General features: G+C 49.9%; 15 protein-coding genes. 7 read left to right on the plus strand and 8 right to left on the minus strand.

Annotated elements, in window-relative coordinates:
- The first annotated feature begins 16 nt into the window (after positions 1-16).
- The 4 genes from uidR (at position 17) to uidC (ending at position 5,474) form a co-directional block, all read left to right on the plus strand.
- On the plus strand, positions 17-604 hold the full coding sequence (uidR, locus tag FEK46_RS03660) for a DNA-binding transcriptional regulator UidR (RefSeq protein ID WP_130209345.1): 588 nt from the start codon (positions 17-19) through the stop codon (positions 602-604).
- Between the two features lie 384 nt (positions 605-988).
- On the plus strand, positions 989-2,800 hold the full coding sequence (gene uidA, locus FEK46_RS03665; RefSeq protein ID WP_135559549.1) for a beta-glucuronidase: 1,812 nt from the start codon (positions 989-991) through the stop codon (positions 2,798-2,800).
- A complete protein-coding gene (gene uidB / locus FEK46_RS03670) occupies positions 2,797-4,170 on the plus strand; it encodes a glucuronide transporter (protein WP_130260597.1) in 1,374 nt (457 codons plus the stop codon). The genes uidA and uidB overlap by 4 nt, the downstream gene beginning before the upstream one ends.
- 38 nt (positions 4,171-4,208) lie before the next feature.
- Complete coding sequence (gene uidC / locus FEK46_RS03675) at positions 4,209-5,474, plus strand: glucuronide uptake porin UidC (RefSeq protein ID WP_135559550.1); 1,266 nt, start codon at positions 4,209-4,211, stop codon at positions 5,472-5,474.
- Between the two features lie 225 nt (positions 5,475-5,699).
- Here uidC and FEK46_RS03680 read toward each other — a convergent pair whose 3' ends face one another.
- Entirely contained in the window at positions 5,700-7,208 is a 1,509-nt protein-coding gene (locus tag FEK46_RS03680) for a YdgA family protein (protein ID WP_135559551.1), read from the minus strand.
- A 100-nt stretch (positions 7,209-7,308) separates the two neighbouring features.
- Entirely contained in the window at positions 7,309-8,484 is a 1,176-nt protein-coding gene (gene manA, locus FEK46_RS03685) for a mannose-6-phosphate isomerase (RefSeq protein ID WP_135559552.1), read from the minus strand.
- Between the two features lie 198 nt (positions 8,485-8,682).
- On the opposite strand from manA, the gene fumB reads away from it, so the two are divergent.
- Positions 8,683-10,329, plus strand: coding sequence for a class I fumarate hydratase (fumB, locus tag FEK46_RS03690; protein ID WP_135559553.1), 1,647 nt, complete (start codon positions 8,683-8,685; stop codon positions 10,327-10,329).
- A gap of 139 nt (positions 10,330-10,468) precedes the next feature.
- Entirely contained in the window at positions 10,469-11,872 is a 1,404-nt protein-coding gene (gene fumC, locus FEK46_RS03695) for a class II fumarate hydratase (protein ID WP_135559554.1), read from the plus strand.
- On the opposite strand, the gene tus is transcribed toward fumC, so the two are convergent.
- The 3 genes from tus to rstA all read right to left on the minus strand — a co-directional run bounded on the left by tus (position 11,869) and on the right by rstA (position 14,897).
- Positions 11,869-12,798, minus strand: a complete 930-nt coding sequence (gene tus, locus FEK46_RS03700) for a DNA replication terminus site-binding protein (RefSeq protein WP_130219049.1) — start codon at positions 12,796-12,798, stop codon at positions 11,869-11,871. The genes fumC and tus overlap by 4 nt on opposite strands.
- Positions 12,799-12,872: 74 nt before the next feature.
- The gene (gene rstB / locus FEK46_RS03705) at positions 12,873-14,174 is read right to left on the minus strand and encodes a two-component system sensor histidine kinase RstB (RefSeq protein WP_130209327.1); all 1,302 of its coding nucleotides are present in this window, start codon (positions 14,172-14,174) and stop codon (positions 12,873-12,875) included.
- 3 nt (positions 14,175-14,177) lie between these two features.
- Positions 14,178-14,897 carry a two-component system response regulator RstA gene (gene rstA, locus FEK46_RS03710; RefSeq protein ID WP_130258961.1) on the minus strand — a complete coding sequence of 240 codons (720 nt, stop codon included), beginning with the start codon at positions 14,895-14,897 and terminating at the stop codon, positions 14,178-14,180.
- A 128-nt stretch (positions 14,898-15,025) separates the two neighbouring features.
- Here rstA and FEK46_RS03715 point away from each other — a divergent pair, with 128 nt between their 5' ends.
- On the plus strand, positions 15,026-15,361 hold the full coding sequence (locus FEK46_RS03715; RefSeq protein WP_130209323.1) for a GlpM family protein: 336 nt from the start codon (positions 15,026-15,028) through the stop codon (positions 15,359-15,361).
- Here FEK46_RS03715 and folM read toward each other — a convergent pair.
- The 3 genes from folM to ydgH all read right to left on the minus strand — a co-directional run bounded on the left by folM (position 15,358) and on the right by ydgH (position 18,633).
- Complete coding sequence (gene folM / locus FEK46_RS03720) at positions 15,358-16,080, minus strand: dihydromonapterin reductase (RefSeq protein ID WP_130209321.1); 723 nt, start codon at positions 16,078-16,080, stop codon at positions 15,358-15,360. The genes FEK46_RS03715 and folM overlap by 4 nt on opposite strands.
- A gap of 37 nt (positions 16,081-16,117) precedes the next feature.
- Entirely contained in the window at positions 16,118-17,500 is a 1,383-nt protein-coding gene (locus tag FEK46_RS03725) for an amino acid permease (protein ID WP_130209319.1), read from the minus strand.
- A gap of 188 nt (positions 17,501-17,688) precedes the next feature.
- Entirely contained in the window at positions 17,689-18,633 is a 945-nt protein-coding gene (gene ydgH / locus FEK46_RS03730; RefSeq protein ID WP_130209317.1) for a DUF1471 family protein YdgH, read from the minus strand.
- Positions 18,634-18,971: the final 338 nt, after the last annotated feature.

Here is an 18,971-nt window from a genome sequence, read left to right on the forward strand (position 1 = left end):
CTATATTGGTTTAACGATGGATAACATGCAAACTGAAGCACAACCGACACGGACCCGGATCCTCAATGCTGCCAGAGAGATTTTTTCAGAAAATGGATTTCACAGTGCCTCAATGAAAGCCATCTGTAAATCCTGCGCTATCAGTCCCGGGACGCTTTATCACCACTTCATTTCGAAAGAAGCCTTGATTCAGGCGATTATTCTCCAGGACCAGGAGAGGGCGTTGGCCCGCTTCCGGGAACCGATTGAAGGGATCCATTTCGTTGACTATATGGTCGAGTCGATAGTCTCTCTCACCCATGAAGCCTTTGGACAACGAGCGCTGGTGGTCGAAATTATGGCAGAAGGGATGCGCAATCCACAGGTTGCCACCATGCTTAAGAATAAACATCTGACCATCACGGAATGTATTGCCCAGCGCATGAGGGATGCCCAGCAAAAAGGCGAGATAAGCCCTGACATTAACACGGCAATGACCTCTCGTTTACTGCTGGATCTGACCTATGGCGTGCTGGCCGATATCGAAGCGGAAGACCTGGCGCGAGAAGCGTTATTTGCCCAGGGGCTACGTGCGATGATTGGCGGTATCTTGACCGCATCCTGATCCTCACTTTCTGCGGGCCGGTGAAGAGAGTGCCCGCGTTCAATGCCTCAACACAGCTGAACAAAAAACGTTCTCACCTGGTCGAAAGATCCCACTAAAACATTCGTCGAAACCATATGTCATGGGAATTTATCGTTTTATAAGCAATCGAGCGAGCGTTCGATTGCTTATTTTGTGTCTTCTGTCAACGCTGTTTTAAAGATTAATGCGATCCATATCACGCTGTGGGTATTGCAGTTTTTGGTTTTTTGATCGCGGTGCCAGTTCTTTTTATTTCCATTTCTCTTCCATGGGTTTCTCACAGATAACTGTGTTCAACACAGAATTGGTCAACTAATTAGATTAAAGGTTGACCAGTATTTTTATCTTAATGAGGAGTCCCTTATGTTACGTCCTGTAGAAACCCCAACTCGTGAAATCAAAAAACTCGACGGCCTGTGGGCATTCAGCCTGGATCGGGAAAACTGTGGAATCTCTCAGCGTTGGTGGGAAAGCGCATTACAAGAAAGCCGGGCAATTGCTGTGCCGGGCAGTTTTAACGATCAGTTCGCCGATGCAGATATTCGTAATTATGTGGGCAACGTCTGGTATCAGCGCGAAGTCTTTATACCGAAAGGTTGGACGGGCCAGCGTATCGTCCTGCGTTTCGATGCGGTCACTCATTACGGCAAAGTGTGGGTAAATAATCAGGAAGTGATGGAGCATCAGGGCGGCTATACGCCGTTTGAAGCCGATGTCACGCCGTATGTTATTGCCGGGAAAAGTGTACGTATTACCGTTTGTGTGAACAACGAACTGAACTGGCAGACTATCCCGCCGGGAATGGTGATTACCGACGAAAACGGCAAGAAAAAGCAGTCTTACTTCCATGATTTCTTTAACTACGCCGGGATCCATCGCAGCGTAATGCTCTACACCACACCGAACACCTGGGTGGGCGATATCACCGTGGTGACGCATGTCGCGCAAGACTGTAACCACGCGTCTATTGACTGGCAGGTGATGGCAAATGGTGATGTCAGCGTTGAACTGCGTGATGCAGATCAACAGGTTGTTGCAACTGGACAAGGTACCAGCGGGACTTTGCAAGTGGTGAATCCGCACCTCTGGCAACCGGGTGAAGGTTATCTCTATGAACTGTGCGTCACAACCAAAAGCCAGACAGAGTGTGATATCTACCCGCTGCGCGTCGGCATCCGGTCAGTGGCAGTGAAGGGCGAACAGTTCCTGATCAACCACAAACCGTTCTACTTCACTGGTTTTGGTCGTCATGAAGATGCGGATTTACGCGGTAAAGGATTCGATAACGTGCTGATGGTGCACGATCACGCATTGATGGACTGGATTGGTGCCAACTCTTACCGTACCTCGCATTACCCTTACGCTGAAGAGATGCTCGACTGGGCTGATGAAAATGGCATTGTGGTGATTGATGAAACTGCTGCCGTCGGCTTTAACCTCTCTTTAGGCATTGGATTTGAAGCGGGTAACAAGCCAAAAGAACTCTACAGCGAAGAGGCCGTCAACGGGGAAACTCAGCAGGCGCACTTACAGGCGATTAAAGAGCTGATTGCGCGTGACAAAAACCACCCCAGCGTGGTGATGTGGAGTATTGCCAACGAACCGGATACCCGTCCGCAAGGTGCACGGGAATATTTCGCACCACTGGCGGAAGCAACGCGTAAACTCGACCCGACGCGACCGATCACCTGCGTCAATGTAATGTTCTGCGACGCTCACACCGATACCATCAGCGATCTCTTTGATGTGCTGTGCCTGAATCGTTATTACGGTTGGTATGTCCAAAGCGGCGATTTGGAAACGGCAGAGAAGGTACTGGAAAAAGAACTGCTTGCCTGGCAAGAGAAACTGCATCAGCCGATTATCATCACCGAATACGGCGTAGATACGTTAGCGGGTCTGCACTCGATGTACACCGACATGTGGAGTGAAGAGTATCAGTGTGCATGGCTGGATATGTATCACCGCGTCTTTGATCGCGTCAGCGCCGTCGTCGGTGAACAGGTATGGAACTTCGCTGATTTTGCGACCTCGCAGGGCATTATGCGCGTTGGCGGCAACAAGAAAGGGATCTTCACCCGCGACCGCAAACCGAAATCGGCGGCTTTCCTGCTGCAAAAACGCTGGACTGGCATGAATTTCGGTGAAAAACCGCAGCAGGGAGGCAAACAATGAATCAACAACTCTCTTGGCGCACCATTGTCGGCTACAGCCTCGGTGACGTCGCCAATAACTTCGCCTTCGCAATGGGGGCGCTCTTCCTGTTGAGTTACTACACCGACGTCGCAGGCGTCGGTGCCGCTGCGGCGGGCACCATGCTGTTACTGGTGCGGGTATTCGATGCCTTTGCCGACGTCCTGGCCGGGCGAGTAGTGGACAGTGTGAATACCCGCTGGGGAAAATTCCGCCCATTTTTACTCTTCGGCACAGCGCCGTTAATGATCTTCAGCGTGCTGGTATTCTGGGTGCCGACCGACTGGAGCCATAGCAGCAAAGTGGTGTATGCATATTTGACCTACATGGGCCTCGGGCTTTGCTACAGCCTGGTGAATATTCCTTATGGTTCACTTGCTACCGCGATGACCCAACAACCACAATCCCGCGCCCGTCTGGGCGCGGCTCGCGGGATTGCAGCTTCATTGACCTTTGTCTGCCTGGCATTTCTGATAGGACCGAGCATTAAGAACTCCAGCCCGGAGGAGATGGTGTCGGTATACCATTTCTGGACGATTGTGCTGGCGATGGCCGGAATGGTGCTTTACTTCATCTGCTTTAAATCGACGCGCGAGAATGTGGTACGCATCGTGGCACAGCCGTCATTGAAGATCAGTCTGCAAACGCTGAAACGGAATCGTCCGCTGTTTATGTTGTGCATCGGAGCGCTGTGTGTGCTGATTTCGACCTTCGCTGTTAGCGCCTCGTTGTTGTTCTATGTGCGCTATGTGTTGAATGATACTGGCTTGTTCACCGTACTGGTGCTGGTGCAAAACCTGGTCGGTACCGTGGCATCGGCACCGCTGGTGCCGGGGATGGTCGCCAGAATCGGTAAAAAGAACACCTTCCTGATTGGCGCGCTGCTGGGAACCTGTGGTTATCTGCTGTTCTTCTGGGTTTCCGTCTGGTCGCTGCCGGTGGCACTGGTTGCGTTAGCCATTGCCTCAATTGGTCAGGGCGTTACCATGACCGTGATGTGGGCGCTGGAAGCCGATACCGTAGAATACGGTGAATACCTGACCGGTGTGCGGATTGAAGGACTTACCTATTCGCTATTCTCATTTACGCGCAAATGCGGCCAGGCAATAGGAGGATCAATTCCCGCCTTTATTTTGGGATTAAGCGGATATATTGCCAATCAGGTGCAAACACCGGAAGTTATTATGGGGATCCGCACATCAATTGCCTTAGTACCCTGCGGGTTTATGCTACTGGCATTTATAATAATCTGGTTTTATCCGCTCACGGATAAAAAATTCAAAGAAATCGTAGTTGAAATTGATAATCGCAAACAAATGCAGCAGCAATTAATCAGCGATATCACTAATTAATATTCCATAAAAATAATCAGAACATCAAAGGTGCAACTATGAGAAAAATAGTGGCCATGGCCGTTATTTCCCTGACGGCTGCCTCTGGCCTTACCACCGCTTACGCGGCACAACTGGCTGACGATGAAGCGGGACTACGCATCAGACTGAAAAATGAATTGCGCAGGGCCGACAAGCCCAGTGCTGGCGCGGGAAGAGACATTTACGCATGGGTACAGGGAGGATTACTCGATTTTAATAGTGGCTATTATTCTAATATTATTGGTGTCGAAGGTGGGGCGTATTATGTTTATAAATTAGGTGCTCGTGCTGATATGAGTACCCGGTGGTATCTTGATGGTGATAAAAGTTTTGGCTTTGTCCTGGGGGCAGTAAAAATAAAACCCAGTGAAAATAGCCTGCTTAAATTAGGTCGCTTCGGGACGGATTATAGTTATGGCAGCTTACCTTATCGCATTCCGTTAATTGCTGGTAGTTCGCAACGGACATTGCCGACTGTTTCCGAAGGGGCGTTAGGTTACTGGGCTTTAACGCCAAATATTGAATTGTGGGGAATGTGGCGTTCACGAGTATTTTTATGGACCGATTCAACAACCGGTATTCGTGATGAAGGGGTTTATAACAGCCAGACGGGAAAATACGATAAACATCGCGCACGTTCTTTTTTAGCCGCCAGTTGGCATGATGATACCAGTCGCTATTCTCTGGGGGCATCGGTACAGAAAGATGTTTCCAATCAGATACAAAGTATTCTCGAGAAAAGCATACCGCTCGACCCGAATTATACGTTGAAAGGGGAGTTGCTCGGCTTTTATGCGCAACTCGAAGGTTTAAGTCGTAATACCAGCCAGCCCAATGAAACGGCGTTGGTTAGTGGACAATTGACCTGGATCGCGCCGTGGGGAAGCGTATTTGGCAGTGGCGGTTATTTGCGTCATGCGATGAATGGAGCCGTAGTGGACACCGACATTGGCTATCCCTTTTCATTAAGTCTTGATCGTAACCGCGAAGGAATGCAGTCCTGGCAATTGGGCGTCAATTATCGTTTAACCCCGCAATTTACGCTGACATTTGCACCGATTGTGACCCGCGGCTATGAATCCAGTAAACGAGACGTGCGGATTGAAGGCGCGGGTATCTTAGGTGGTGTGAACTATCGGGTTAGCGAAGGGCCGCTACAAGGGATGAATTTCTTTCTTGCAGCCGATAAAGGGCGTGAAAAGCGCAACGGCAGCGCGCTGGGCGATCGCCTGAATTACTGGGATGTGAAAATGAGTATTCAGTATGACTATATGCTGAAGTGAGAAAAAACGCCGGAGTGAAAATTCTCCGGCGTTTCAGATTGTTGACAAAGTGCGCGTTTTTTATGCCGGATGCGGCGTAAACGCCTTATCCAGCCTACAAAAGCTCATAAATTCAAAATGTTGCAGGAAAAGGTAGGCCTGATAAGCGTAGCGCATCAGGCAATCTCTGGTTTGTAATCAGACGAATACGCCGGAGTGAAAATTCTCCGGCGTTTTGGCCGTGAATTACTGCTGCGGAATTGCCGGTACAGCCGGAACGTTAAGAGCTGGCATCGCAAACATGCCAACAAAATCTTCTAACGACATTTTCTGTCCGTTTAACGTGATCTGACCGTTAGCATACTGCAGGCTGGTGGTGATGGTATTGTCCTGCAAGGTGGTCAGACGGAACATCTGCCCCATTGCTGACGCACCTTCAACTTGCTGTTTCGCCAGTTTTTTCGCTTGATCTTCCTGATATCCTTCCAGCTTCGCTACCTGAGTCATCAGCTCAGTTGCCATATCCACCGGAATGGTCAGTTTCGCATCCAGAGATTTAACCGAGCGGTCTACTTCCTGCGCCAGCGTTTGCGGCGCTTCTTTAGTCGTTGCCGGATCTTTCAGGAACAGCGACAGATTCAGCGCACTTTCACCCTGACTGTTTTTCCAGCTCAGTGGTGCGATAGTAATCACCGGATCGCCTTTCAACATCAGCGGCAGGGCGCTAAAGAAGGCTTCCGTCACTTTCTCCTGATAAAGTTCGGGATTGTTGGCAATTTCTGGCTGTGACAGCAGCGCCTGAGTTTGCGCGTTATATTGCTGGCTAAACTGATGCCAGGCTTCGCCATCAATTTGGCCGACTTTTAAAGTCAGCTTGCCACTGCCCAGATCCTGATTCTGAAGCTTCAGGCTATTTAGCGAGTAATCCAGTTGGCTATTGATCGTTTTCCCGTCATTGACCAGATCCGATTTACCGCTGATCTCCATGCCTTCCAGCAATGCCAGCTCTTTGCCTTCCACTGAAATGGTCATTTTTTCCAGCGAGACTTTTTGATTGCCCACGCGTTCACCAAAACTTGCCAGCGAGCTGGAACCGTCAGTTTTCAGATTATTAAAGGTCAACTGCACTTTCTGGTTGTATTCGTTAACCGCATCCACCCGACCGCTTTGTGCTTCCCCTGACAGGGAGATGGCTTTGCCGTCTCTGTCTGCATTTAACTGGAACTCGCCGCCGCTAAAGGCGACTTTTTCATCCTTTTGCTCGTAATTCAGTGGCTTGAGCGAAATATCGGAACTGGAATCACCGCTGTAACCAATGCGGGAGTTAATCTCAAAAGGCGTTTCACCTTTTGCCATATCAAACAGTGGTTTGCTTACTTCGTTATTAACCAGCATGGTTTGAATTGATGCCATCGACGGAATCAGGTTCAGTTTTTTAAGCTGGGCAAGGGGGAAGGGACCATGATCAACCGATTCGTTGAAGATGACGCTCTGACCGCTTTTAATCCACGGATTTTCTTTCCCGGCAATGGGTTTCACCACCAGTTGCAACTGGCTGCTGAATACGCCGCGATGATAGTTTTGATAACTCACTTCCAGGTTGGATTCAGGAGCTGTTAGTTTGAGTTGCGCGTTCGCCTGCGCGACCATGTCTTCGAGATGGGTTTCAATCTTCTTGCCTGTGTACCATGCGCCGCCTGTCCAGACTACGCCGAGCGCAACAATGACGCCTACCGCTACCAGCGATTTATTCATAATGATTATCCATAAAATAAAATCAGGCGGACTGGCCGCCTGAAGGTGTTATAAGCCTTTAATAAGCTTAGCAAGAGATGTTAATTTTTTCAGTAAGCTCTTACAGCTTGTTGTAAACACGGGCTAAACGGCCGTGGCCTTTGACAGTCACCGGTGACTCGTTGGCGGCAATAAACGCTGATTCACCCGGTTTAAGCTGTAACTGCTGAGAACCTTTACACAGCGTTGCATCGCCCTCGACGCAGAACAAAATGGCGGCACTTTGCTGGCTGATGGTGGTTTCTTCATCGCTAAGGTCATGCAGCGAGAAGGCAAAATCATCAACCGGAATCGGGAAGTCCAGCTCTGAGCCTTGTTTCACCGGCTGGGTCAACAACTGGTTGGCCGGTTTGGCTTCGAACTTCACGTTGGCAACCAGCTCTGGAATATCAATGTATTTAGGCGTCAGACCCGCACGCAGCACGTTATCGGAGTTCGCCATCACTTCCAGCGCCACGCCTTGCAGGTAAGCGTGCGGTGTTTCAGCGAACAGGAACATCGCTTCGCCAGGATTCAATTTGACCACATTCAGCAATAGAGGGGAGAACAGACCGCTGTCATCCGGGTAAAATTCAGAAATTAAACGGATCGTTTGCCATGGTTCGCCCTGCTGACTGTCGAGCGCCGATTTTAAAATCGCCAGCGCGCGGGATTTTTCTTCACCCTGCATATTTAACAGGCTGGCAAACAGTGCCCTTAAACTTTCGGCATTGGGCTGCTGCAAAAAGTGAGCAATGGCCGGATGTGCGCCCGCGACTGGCTGAAGCAGGGAGACAATGTCGGAAAACTCACGAAATGCGTTCATCGCGAGGAAAGGGGTCAGGGCGAAAACCAGCTCAGGCTTGTGATTAGGATCTTTATAATTACGCTCGGCGGCATTCATTGGAATACCGGCTGCATTTTCTTTGGCAAAACCGATTTCAGAATTGCGTTTGTTCGGATGCACCTGAATGGAGAGCGGCTGGGCTGCGCATAATACTTTGAACAGGAAAGGCAACTCGCCAAAGCGTTTGGCAACGGCATCTCCCAAAAGAGTCGCTTTATCACTCTCAATCACATCACGCAGTGAAACGATATCTCCTGCGGCATCGTGCACACGTGAACTGCTCTTTGGATGCGCGCCCATCCACAACTCGGCCATCGGCTGGCTGGACGGATTTTCCATGCCATAAAGTTCAGTCAACGCCGTTTTGCTGCCCCAGGCATAGTTTTGCACTGAGTTAATGAGTTTTTGCATGATCAATCCCTGTTTAGATGTGGAAATTAATCCCGCTATTAAAGCAAGAATCCTACGGGAAGTAACCTGGAGCCGCAAAAAGTCGTACTAGTCTCAGTTTTTGTTAAAAAAGTGTGTAGGATAATGTAATTCGCTTTTAACAGGGCAATGGAACACCCGCCCAAAGCATAACCAAACCAGGCAGTAAGTGAGAGAACAATGTCAAACAAACCCTTTCATTATCAGGCTCCTTTCCCACTCAAAAAAGATGATACCGAGTATTACCTGCTGACCAGCGAACATGTCAGCGTATCTGAATTTGAAGGACAGGAGATTTTGAAAGTTGCACCAGAAGCGTTAACTCTTCTGGCGCGTCAGGCGTTTCATGATGCGTCATTCATGCTGCGTCCGGCCCATCAACAGCAGGTAGCCGATATTTTGCGTGACCCGGAAGCCAGCGAAAACGACAAGTATGTGGCACTGCAATTCCTGCGAAACTCCGATATCGCCGCAAAAGGCGTTCTGCCAACCTGCCAGGACACCGGCACCGCGATTATCGTTGGTAAAAAAGGGCAGCGTGTATGGACCGGTGGTGGCGACGAAGCGGCGCTGGCGCGCGGTGTCTATAACACTTACATCGAAGATAACCTGCGCTACTCGCAAAACGCGCCGCTGGATATGTATAAAGAGGTGAATACCGGCACTAACTTGCCAGCGCAGATCGATCTTTATGCCGTTGATGGCGACGAGTACAAATTCCTCTGTATCGCCAAAGGTGGCGGTTCGGCAAACAAGACGTATCTCTATCAGGAAACCAAAGCGTTACTGACGCCGGGGAAACTGAAAAATTATCTGGTTGAGAAAATGCGCACACTGGGTACGGCGGCGTGTCCTCCGTATCATATTGCGTTCGTTATTGGCGGAACTTCTGCGGAAACTAACCTTAAAACGGTGAAACTGGCTTCCGCTAAATACTATGACGAACTGCCAACGGAAGGGAACGAGCACGGTCAGGCGTTCCGCGATGTGGAACTGGAAAACGAATTGCTGATTGAAGCGCAAAATCTCGGTCTGGGCGCGCAGTTTGGCGGGAAATATTTCGCCCATGACATTCGCGTTATTCGCCTGCCACGCCACGGCGCATCCTGCCCGATTGGTATGGGCGTCTCCTGTTCTGCTGACCGTAATATCAAAGCGAAGATTAACCGTCAGGGGATCTGGATCGAAAAACTGGAACATAATCCTGGCAAATACATCCCTGAAGAACTGCGTAAAGCGGGAGAAGGCGAAGCGGTACGCGTTGACCTTAACCGCCCAATGAAAGAGATCCTCGCACAGTTGTCGCAGTATCCCGTTTCTACACGCTTATCGCTTAACGGCACGATTATCGTCGGTCGTGATATCGCTCATGCCAAACTGAAAGAGCGGATGGATAACGGCGAAGGGCTGCCGCAGTATATTAAAGATCATCCAATTTACTACGCGGGTCCGGCCAAAACGCCGGAAGGTTATGCCTCCGGTTCTCTTGGCCCAACGACTGCCGGACGTATGGATTCTTACGTCGATCAACTGCAAGCGCAGGGCGGCAGTATGATCATGCTGGCGAAAGGTAATCGCAGCCAGCAGGTGACGGATGCCTGTAAAAAACATGGCGGTTTCTATCTCGGCAGTATCGGCGGTCCTGCGGCAGTGCTGGCGCAGGGGAGTATTAAAAGTCTGGAATGTGTTGAATATCCGGAACTGGGAATGGAAGCCATCTGGAAAATCGAAGTGGAAGATTTCCCAGCGTTTATCCTGGTGGATGATAAAGGAAATGACTTCTTCCAGCAGATACAATTCACGCAGTGTAGCCGCTGCGTGAAATAAGCAGAGCCGCCCTTCGGGGCGGCTTTTTTACATGGCACGAAATACCAAACATTTGTTATCAAATGGTAAATAATAAGTGAGCTAAAAGTTGCTTAACGTAAGCAAAGAAGAAAAAAATTAATCAGGTGAGGAGCAGGCCATGAAAACAGTACGCAGCGAAAAAGATTCGATGGGTGCGATCGATGTCCCGGCAGATAAGCTGTGGGGCGCACAAACTCAACGCTCGCTGGAGCATTTCCGCATTTCGACGGAGAAAATGCCAACCTCACTGATTCATGCGCTGGCGCTAACCAAGCGCGCAGCGGCAAAAGTTAATGAAGATTTAGGCTTGCTGTCTGAAGAGAAAGCGAGTGCCATTCGTCAGGCGGCGGATGAAGTGCTGGCGGGGCTGCATGATGATGAATTCCCACTGGCAATCTGGCAGACCGGTTCCGGCACGCAAAGTAATATGAACATGAACGAAGTACTGGCCAATCGGGCGAGTGAACTGCTCGGCGGTGTGCGCGGGATGGAGCGTAAAGTTCACCCTAACGACGATGTGAACAAAAGCCAGAGTTCCAATGATGTCTTTCCAACGGCAATGCACGTTGCGGCGCTGCTGGCGCTGCGTAAGCAACTCATTCCACAACTTAAAACCCTGACACAAACTCTGAATGAGAAATCCTGCGCGTTTGCCGATATCGTCAAAATTGGTCGTACCCACTTGCAGGACGCTACGCCGCTGACCTTGGGGCAGGAGATTTCCGGCTGGGTAGCAATGCTTGAGCATAATCTCAAACATATCGAATACAGCCTGCCTCACGTAGCGGAACTGGCTCTGGGCGGTACAGCTGTGGGTACTGGACTAAACACCCATCCGGAATATGCCCGTCGCGTGGCGGACGAGCTTTCGGTCATTACCTGTGCGCCGTTTGTTACCGCACCGAACAAATTTGAAGCACTGGCGACCTGTGATGCGCTGGTTCAGGCGCACGGTGCGTTAAAAGGATTGGCGGCGTCACTGATGAAAATTGCCAATGACGTCCGCTGGCTGGCTTCTGGTCCACGTTGCGGCATTGGCGAAATCTCAATCCCGGAAAACGAGCCGGGTAGTTCAATCATGCCGGGAAAAGTGAACCCAACGCAGTGTGAAGCATTAACCATGCTTTGCTGCCAGGTGATGGGGAATGACGTGGCAATCAACATCGGCGGCGCTTCTGGTAACTTCGAACTGAACGTCTTCCGTCCGATGGTGATCCACAATTTCCTGCAATCGGTACGCTTGCTGGCAGATGGCATGGAAAGTTTTAACAAACACTGCGCGGTGGGAATAGAGCCGAATCGTGAGCGTATCAACCAATTACTCAATGAATCGCTGATGCTGGTGACCGCGCTAAACACCCATATTGGCTATGACAAAGCTGCGGAGATCGCCAAAAAAGCGCACAAAGAAGGGCTGACCTTAAAAGCTGCCGCCCTTGCGCTGGGCTATCTTAGCGAAGCCGAGTTTGATAGCTGGGTACGACCAGAACAGATGGTCGGCAGTATGAAAGCAGGGCGTTAATCTGCAACATACAGGTGCAGCCGTGGAATGATCAAACGAAGCGGCTGTGCCTGCGGTTTAAAACGATGCTGAACATTGTCGGCATCGTAATTTAACAGCTCACCAACGTCTGGCATGCCTGCGCCATTATCCCTATTAATCAGCGCGATAAGCGGTGTCGGGCAGGCGTGCTGAACTTGTTTTTGATCCCCCTTGTACCAGACACGGGCAATTGGCTGAACCTTCACCGGACGTTTGATTTTTAACTTCGCATCCTGTGGCAGGGCGGCAATATCCTGATACTCGCGTTCCAGTTTTCCCTGCCACTCCTCGCGCGTCCACGGTGCAACGCTACGTGGCGATTTCAGGCTCTTTTCCAACTGCGCCAGCACCTCATCACGATGCAAATTTTTAATGATATGTTTATTCGCCCAGCCAAAACGTAAAGTGGCGGGGTCGTGCAGAACGGTGAGCGTGCGATAAGCGTTAAGGGTAATCAGCCCCGGCAAATGACGATGTACCCATTCAAAACGCGCTGCCGTAGGCAGTTCTGACTCAACCGTGACGATATGCTCGAAAGTGGTTTTAAGTTGATTGATGCGCTGTATATGACTTGCCAGCGCCGTTTGTGAAAGGTTATCGACCTGATAGCACAACACGCCAGGCAGACGAACAGCCGCCTTGCTGCTGCGATTTTCGGACTGTTGTTGAATAAACAAATGGCGGAAATGACGCAGTGCCAGCGCCTGCGCTTCTTTCCCGAGATGTTGCTTAACCTCAATGCGATTAAGCGGATTATGCTCATCCTCCTTTTTGACCTCCGGTAACGAGAACACGCGGGCAACCAGCAACTTGTGTTGTTCAAGTTCAGCGGCAAACGCTGCCAGTTCTTGTTCCATCTGGCGAAAAGTCGTATTGAGTCGGTCAACAAGATCGTAACGGGCCATAAAATTACCACTTTAGTTACAACATACTTTATTTATAGCACATTGACGACAACTTAACCACCGTGCGTTTGGTGTCAGGCAGAAGTAAATTGCGGGATGTTGTGCCACAGTGGCCAGCTGAACGAGAAGCGGGCGCCCCCCAGTTCGCTGGTGTCACAATTGACCGTGCCGCCCATTGCCAGAGCGATGGAGTGGACAATCGCCAGCCCCAGCCCACAGCCGCCAGTTGCACGGTCCCGGCTGGGATCGAGGCGAACAAAGGGTTCAAAGATATGCTCGCGATTTTCTGCCGCAATTCCCGGACCATCATCTTCAACAATCAATGTTGCTCTGTTTCCTGCCAGTAGCAGGCTGGTTTCAACGGTTGAATGGCAGTAGCGCAGGGCGTTGTTGAGTAAGTTATCCAGCACGCGCTCCATTAAGCGCATATCCAGTGCCGCGTAATTACCTGGCGTGATCGTTTTTATCCGTACCGTTTTGTCGGGGGTCACGGCCTGAATATCTTGCAGATGTGTTGACAGCCACAACGGCAGGTCTGGTTCGCTAAAATGCAGTTCATTTTGCGGGCGATCGAGCCGGGCATAAGTCAGCAGTTCTTCAATTAAGGCTTCCAGTTGACTGATATCGCGATTTAAGGCCTGGGACTCGGTGGCGTTCAGGTTGTCGCTCATCTCCAGCCGATAACGCAGGCGCACTAATGGTGTTCGCAGTTCATGGGCAATGCCATCAATAAGCTGCTTTTTACTGGCAATCAACGCGTTGATATTGTCCGCCATCTGGTTAAACGCCACGCCAAGTCGTTCAAAGCTTGAACCATCATCAAAGTGAATACGCTCATTGAGATGCCCATCGCCGAATCGTTGCGCCGCCGCTTCCAGTTTTAACATGTCTTTCCAGTGCGGACGCATCCAGATAAACACCGGAAAGGCGAGGGAGATGGCAATAAAGGCGATCAGCACGATATCCAGCAAACGCATTTGATGGAGGAAATAAAGATAAGGAACGGGACCCACGGCGAGAACGTAGTGGCTGCGCGGGATACGCTGTAAAAAGGTGTACTGATCATCCAGAGCAACAATCTCTCCGCCACGCAATCGGTGCATGGCGTTATTATCGAGATGATATTTACTCAGCGGCTCGACGCGCAGATCGAAAGAGAGATTTAAATCCATCTCCTTCAACGTTTTTCCCCAGTCGTGTGGAGGGATCTCGCGTAATTCGCTACGCATCAGATACAGCGAACTGTTCATCAAATCATCCAGCGACTGTTTGCCTGCACGTTCGGCGGTAAATTTGTACACCAGGCCAACCAGTAGAGACATCACCAGAAAGCAGACAAACAGCAAAAGATAAAACTGGATAAACAGTTTTTTCATCGTTTATTCCCACGCATGAGGCGCAAAAAGATAGCCTTTGTTACGCACGGTTTTAATGCGGTAGGGTTCGGCAGCGTTATCGAGCAGTTTTTTTCGTAACCGCGAAATAGCTACATCCACGCTACGATCCAGCCCGTCATAACTGACGCCGCGTAAATTCTTCAGCAGCGCATCGCGGTCCATAATTTGTCCGGCATGGGTGGCTAGTTCCCATAACAATTCAAAATCAGCCGTCGAGAGTGAAATCTCATGGTTAGCAAGTGTCACTACGCGGTTGATGGGGTCGATAGTTAACGTACCGAAATGCAATGGTTTGTAAGGTGTCAGAGATGTTTCCTGAATACCTTTGGTCAGCGTCGCTTGTTCGTTCTGACGCAAATGTAAACGTAAACGCGCCAACAGAACAGCGGGGGGCGTTGTTTTGAGAATATAGTCGCAGGCACCCATTTCCAGCGCCAGAATGTGGTTCATATCGCTATCGAGAGAGGTCAGCAGAACAATCGGCCCGGACCATTTTGTGCGTAAATCGCGGCAGATGGACATTCCGTCTTTGCCAGGCAGCATGATATCAAGCAGCACCAGATCCGGATTTTCCCGCAGAATTGTCTCTTCGGCATGGTCGCCGCGCGGTTCCACGGTAACCTGCATATCATGCTTTGCCAGGTACGCGGCAATCAGTGAACCAACTTCTGTGTCATCTTCCACAAAAACGATAGTGTTCATATTATTCACGGCAGATATAAAAACGTCACAATACACCGCGCTGATTTTACTTACTATCAATCGTTTCTAAACAAGGTTGCATCGGGTATTCTACAGATGACTTGTTATGGAAGTGTTAAGGTAAAACAATGGGGCTGGTAATCAAAGCCGCGCTTGGTGCGCTGGTGGTGGTGTTGATTGGTGTATTAGCAAAAACGAAAAATTACTATATCGCCGGGCTGATCCCGCTTTTTCCGACCTTTGCGCTCATCGCGCATTATATTGTTGTCAGTGAACGCGGCATTGAAGCTTTGCGCGCCACAATCGTTTTCAGTATGTGGTCGATTATTCCCTATTTTGTTTATCTGGCGTCGTTGTGGTATTTCACCGGAATCATGCGCTTGCCCGCTGCTTTTGTGGGTTCTGTTGCGTGCTGGGGGCTAAGCGCATGGGTGCTAATTATTTGCTGGATGAAACTGCATTAACGCAAATGACGACCGCCATCAAGCGGGAAACTACGCCCGGTTACAAAGCAACTGGTGAGTAAGTAATCGACAAGATCGATAACTTCTTTTTCACCAGGCGCGGTTTTCATCAGTGATTTATTCAGCGCCTGTTGGCGATATTCGGCATCATCATGCTCGTTAAACAGGATCAGCGATGGTGCAATAGAATTCACTTTCACTTCCGGTGCCAGTTTGCGGGCAAACGAACGGGTCATATTATCCAGTGCCGCTTTACTTGCAGCATAGGCAATATGTTTGTCGCTTCCGCGCTCCACCACATAATCGGTGAAGTGAATGATATCGCTGGCGGCGTGTCCGTGACCGCGTAGTAATCTTTCCAGCGCATGGTTGAGCAGGTAAGGGGTATTAACATGGATCTGCATCATGCAGGCCAGAACATCAGTCAGTGGCATACCTGGTTTTTCTGCCATCCACGCACTGGCGTTATGCAAAATGGCACGCAGGCCGTGGGTGGTTTTTAACACTTCATCGGCAAACGCCATCACGCCGTCGTTCGTTGAAAAATCAGCCTGAATACACTGCGCACCTGCATTAACCAGTCCATCAATGGCAGGATAGTGCGTCCGATAGCTGACAATCACCGGTTGCTTTTGATTAATGAAATGCCAGGCGAGAGCGAGGCCGATACGACGGCCTCCGCCAGTGATTAATATTGGCAAGGGCTGGGTTTTCCCCATCGTTAATCTCCTTTGCAAGCAAACGATGGGACGAAAGTTATCCCACCAGCATCCAGGTGGCCGGAACTGCGGCAATTAACAGCATGCCAATCAGCACCATTTCCTGACGATTCAATACATTATCATGTGTATGCGTTTTACGCGCGTACAGGAAGACCAGTAGCCCTGGCGCATACAAAACGACGGACAACAACAGGTGCATTGGGCCTGAAGCGTATAATAACCATAAGCCATAAATGCAGGCACCGACACCTACCGCTTTATGCAGTGGACGAGTAGCGATTTTCAACAAGAACGCGCCAACCAGGAAATAGGGCACCAGAATCATCTCTGAGGCGATGGTCAGCAACGTGTTGTAATCAGAGCCGGTCAGCCAGATCAGCACCAGACAAATTTGCACGCAGATGTTGGTCAGCCACAGCGAGGCAGACGGCGCTGCTTGTGCATTCTGGCGCGCAAAAATACGCGGGAATGCCTTATGCGTCGCTGCCAGGAAGGGGACTTCTGCCGCCATAATGGTCCAGCTTAGATACGCGCCACAAACAGAAACGATCAATCCGGCAGCGATGATAATCTCGCCCCACGGCCCCATCATTTTCACCATCAGACCGGCCATAGACGGGTTACGAATCTCAGCCAGTTCAGGACGAGCAACCACCCCCAGCGAAAGCAGCGTGACCAATAAATAAACGCCCAGTGCAGAAAGCACCGCCAGAAGCGTCGCTTTGCCAACATCATGTTTATTCCGCGCCCGTGAAGAAACAACCACCGCACCTTCCACACCAATGAATACCCACAGTGTGATCAGCATGGTGTTTTTCACCTGTTCCCATACCGGCACGCCAAGCGCAAGGCCAGTAAAATCGAGCTTGAAGGTGTCCAGTTTGAACATCATCATCGCCAGCACAATAAACAAACCAAGCGGCAATAATTTTGCCAATGTCGCCACCAGATTAATGCTGGCGGCGGTTTGTACGCCGCGCAGGATCAAAAAGTGAACAATCCACAATAATGCCGATGCACCGACGATCGATTGCCAGGTGTTACCATCGCCAAACAGGCGTAGTTCCGGCGTATCGGTGAAGAAACTTAATGCGGAAAAGACGATAACCAGATAAGAGACGTTGGCGATAACCGCACATAGCCAGTATCCCCACGCGGAGCAGAAGCCGATTAACTCACCAAACCCTTCCCGTGCATAGGTAAAAATACCGCCGTCAAGGTCGGGACGAATGCGTGTCAGGATCAGCATGGCAAAGGCCAGCAATAAGATGCCAGCGCCAGTAATACCCCAGCCGATGAGCAATGCTGCCGGGCTGGCAACCGCCGCCATATTTTGCGGCAGACTGAAAACACCCGCGCCCAGCATTGAGCTTAATACCAGCGCGGTGAGTGCGCTCAGTCCCAGTTTCTTTTCCATCGATATCCAGTGTTTAAAACGTGTTCAGAAGAATAAATATTAGGGCAAAACGCATAAAAATGGTGAATGCCACTAAAGCGCGGGATTTTACGAAGAGAAGTGGCGGCATGCAATGGTTGCGGGAAAATTTGTAGCTAAAAATCTGAAAGGCGGCATAAAGCCGCCTTAATGTGATACTGAATAGTTATTTATTTATACAGGTCTGCACTGATGGTCAGGTTATTACCACGTTCCTGCCACTGGCGGGTGATGTGGTAATACTTAGCACCTTTCTTCGCGGCACGTTTAGCAACCTGGTAGGAGACTTCGGTCATGTTGCCGTAGTTACCCGAGAACTTAATGCTATCGAACGGAACCATCATTGCTGCGGTCGCTTTGTTCAGTTCTTCTACTTTGGTGCCGTCAGGAAGCGTGACGGTGTAACGTCCGCCTTTTGAGGACTGAGTTTCAAAGAAACGACCAACTTCAGCACTTGGTGATGCAGTAGTGGCAACGCCCGGGATTTCAACTTTCTTCGCGGCTTCGCCACCTGCGGCCAGTGCCGCGCGACCAGCATCAGAATCCGCAGGGATCACATCCGGGCTCTGGACGATGCGTTTTTTAGCATCTTGTTTGTAGATGAACGCAGTAATACGCTGGTTGCCGCCCTGGTTGGCATCTATCTGGCGAACGATGTAGTAAGAGTAGGCACCTTTCGCTTTTGCTGCTTTGGTGATGGCATCGTTCACTTCCGGTTGGCTGCGGAAGAAGCCCTGGACGGTCACGGTGTCATACGGTTCGATCAAAACAGCCTGGTCTTTAGGCAGTTCAATAACGCCATTAAAAACGCGATTCTTATCAGCTTCTGCTTTTTCAGCATCGGCTTTATAAAGATCGGCAACTACACGCCAGTTACCGCTGTTACCGAAATCTGAAGTGTCGACAACATAAAAAGAGGCGGCGCCTTCTTTATCAGCGCGACGGGAAACGGCTTTAACCGCTTCACCAATGGCATTAAAACGACCGGTAACCACTACACGGTCAAAAGGTTTAACCGCTGCCGCTTGCTCCGGTGTCAGTTCTGTTGCTGCGTTAACGGAAAATGCCGTAGCAGAAAGCAGTGCCGACGCCAGGAGGGTGTTCTTAAGCTTCATAAAAATAATCCTTCGCCTTGCGCAAACCAGGTACTGGTATTGTTATTAACGAGAAACGTGGCTGATTATTGCATTTAAAGTGTGTAACTGTCTGCGTGATTTTTTCATATCAGACTTCTTGATTTGATTTTAAATCTGATCGAATGAACATCGCGCTTAAAAAATAGCCACAATAACAGAAGAATGACTGAACTGGCTGAATTGTATAAGTTAATTTAATGTTAACTGGTGGCTGGCGTCGGTGAAATCTCATGTTTTACCTGATTATCAAAGACAATTATCGCCCATTATCCTGTGTTCTATGGTGTTTATCCCGCTATCAAGGCTGAATCGTTAAT

Origin of the sequence: Escherichia sp. E4736 (genome assembly GCF_005781225.1) — a bacterium.
In the GTDB taxonomy this organism is placed as follows: Bacteria; Pseudomonadota; Gammaproteobacteria; order Enterobacterales; family Enterobacteriaceae; genus Escherichia.

Excerpts from the sequence above, each read along its gene's own strand:
- uidC (WP_135559550.1), top strand. The coding sequence starts at position 4,209 with ATGAGAAAAATAGTGGCCATGGCCGTTATTTCCCTGACGGCTGCCTCT.
- uidB (WP_130260597.1), top strand. The coding sequence starts at position 2,797 with ATGAATCAACAACTCTCTTGGCGCACCATTGTCGGCTACAGCCTCGGT.
- uidR (WP_130209345.1), top strand. The coding sequence starts at position 17 with ATGGATAACATGCAAACTGAAGCACAACCGACACGGACCCGGATCCTC.
- fumB (WP_135559553.1), top strand. The coding sequence starts at position 8,683 with ATGTCAAACAAACCCTTTCATTATCAGGCTCCTTTCCCACTCAAAAAA.
- uidA (WP_135559549.1), top strand. The coding sequence starts at position 989 with ATGTTACGTCCTGTAGAAACCCCAACTCGTGAAATCAAAAAACTCGAC.
- fumC (WP_135559554.1), top strand. The coding sequence starts at position 10,469 with ATGAAAACAGTACGCAGCGAAAAAGATTCGATGGGTGCGATCGATGTC.
- manA (WP_135559552.1), bottom strand. The coding sequence starts at position 8,484 with ATGCAAAAACTCATTAACTCAGTGCAAAACTATGCCTGGGGCAGCAAA.
- FEK46_RS03680 (WP_135559551.1), bottom strand. The coding sequence starts at position 7,208 with ATGAATAAATCGCTGGTAGCGGTAGGCGTCATTGTTGCGCTCGGCGTA.
- rstB (WP_130209327.1), bottom strand. The coding sequence starts at position 14,174 with ATGAAAAAACTGTTTATCCAGTTTTATCTTTTGCTGTTTGTCTGCTTT.
- ydgH (WP_130209317.1), bottom strand. The coding sequence starts at position 18,633 with ATGAAGCTTAAGAACACCCTCCTGGCGTCGGCACTGCTTTCTGCTACG.
- rstA (WP_130258961.1), bottom strand. The coding sequence starts at position 14,897 with ATGAACACTATCGTTTTTGTGGAAGATGACACAGAAGTTGGTTCACTG.
- FEK46_RS03725 (WP_130209319.1), bottom strand. The coding sequence starts at position 17,500 with ATGGAAAAGAAACTGGGACTGAGCGCACTCACCGCGCTGGTATTAAGC.
- tus (WP_130219049.1), bottom strand. The coding sequence starts at position 12,798 with ATGGCCCGTTACGATCTTGTTGACCGACTCAATACGACTTTTCGCCAG.
- FEK46_RS03715 (WP_130209323.1), top strand. The coding sequence starts at position 15,026 with ATGGGGCTGGTAATCAAAGCCGCGCTTGGTGCGCTGGTGGTGGTGTTG.
- folM (WP_130209321.1), bottom strand. The coding sequence starts at position 16,080 with ATGGGGAAAACCCAGCCCTTGCCAATATTAATCACTGGCGGAGGCCGT.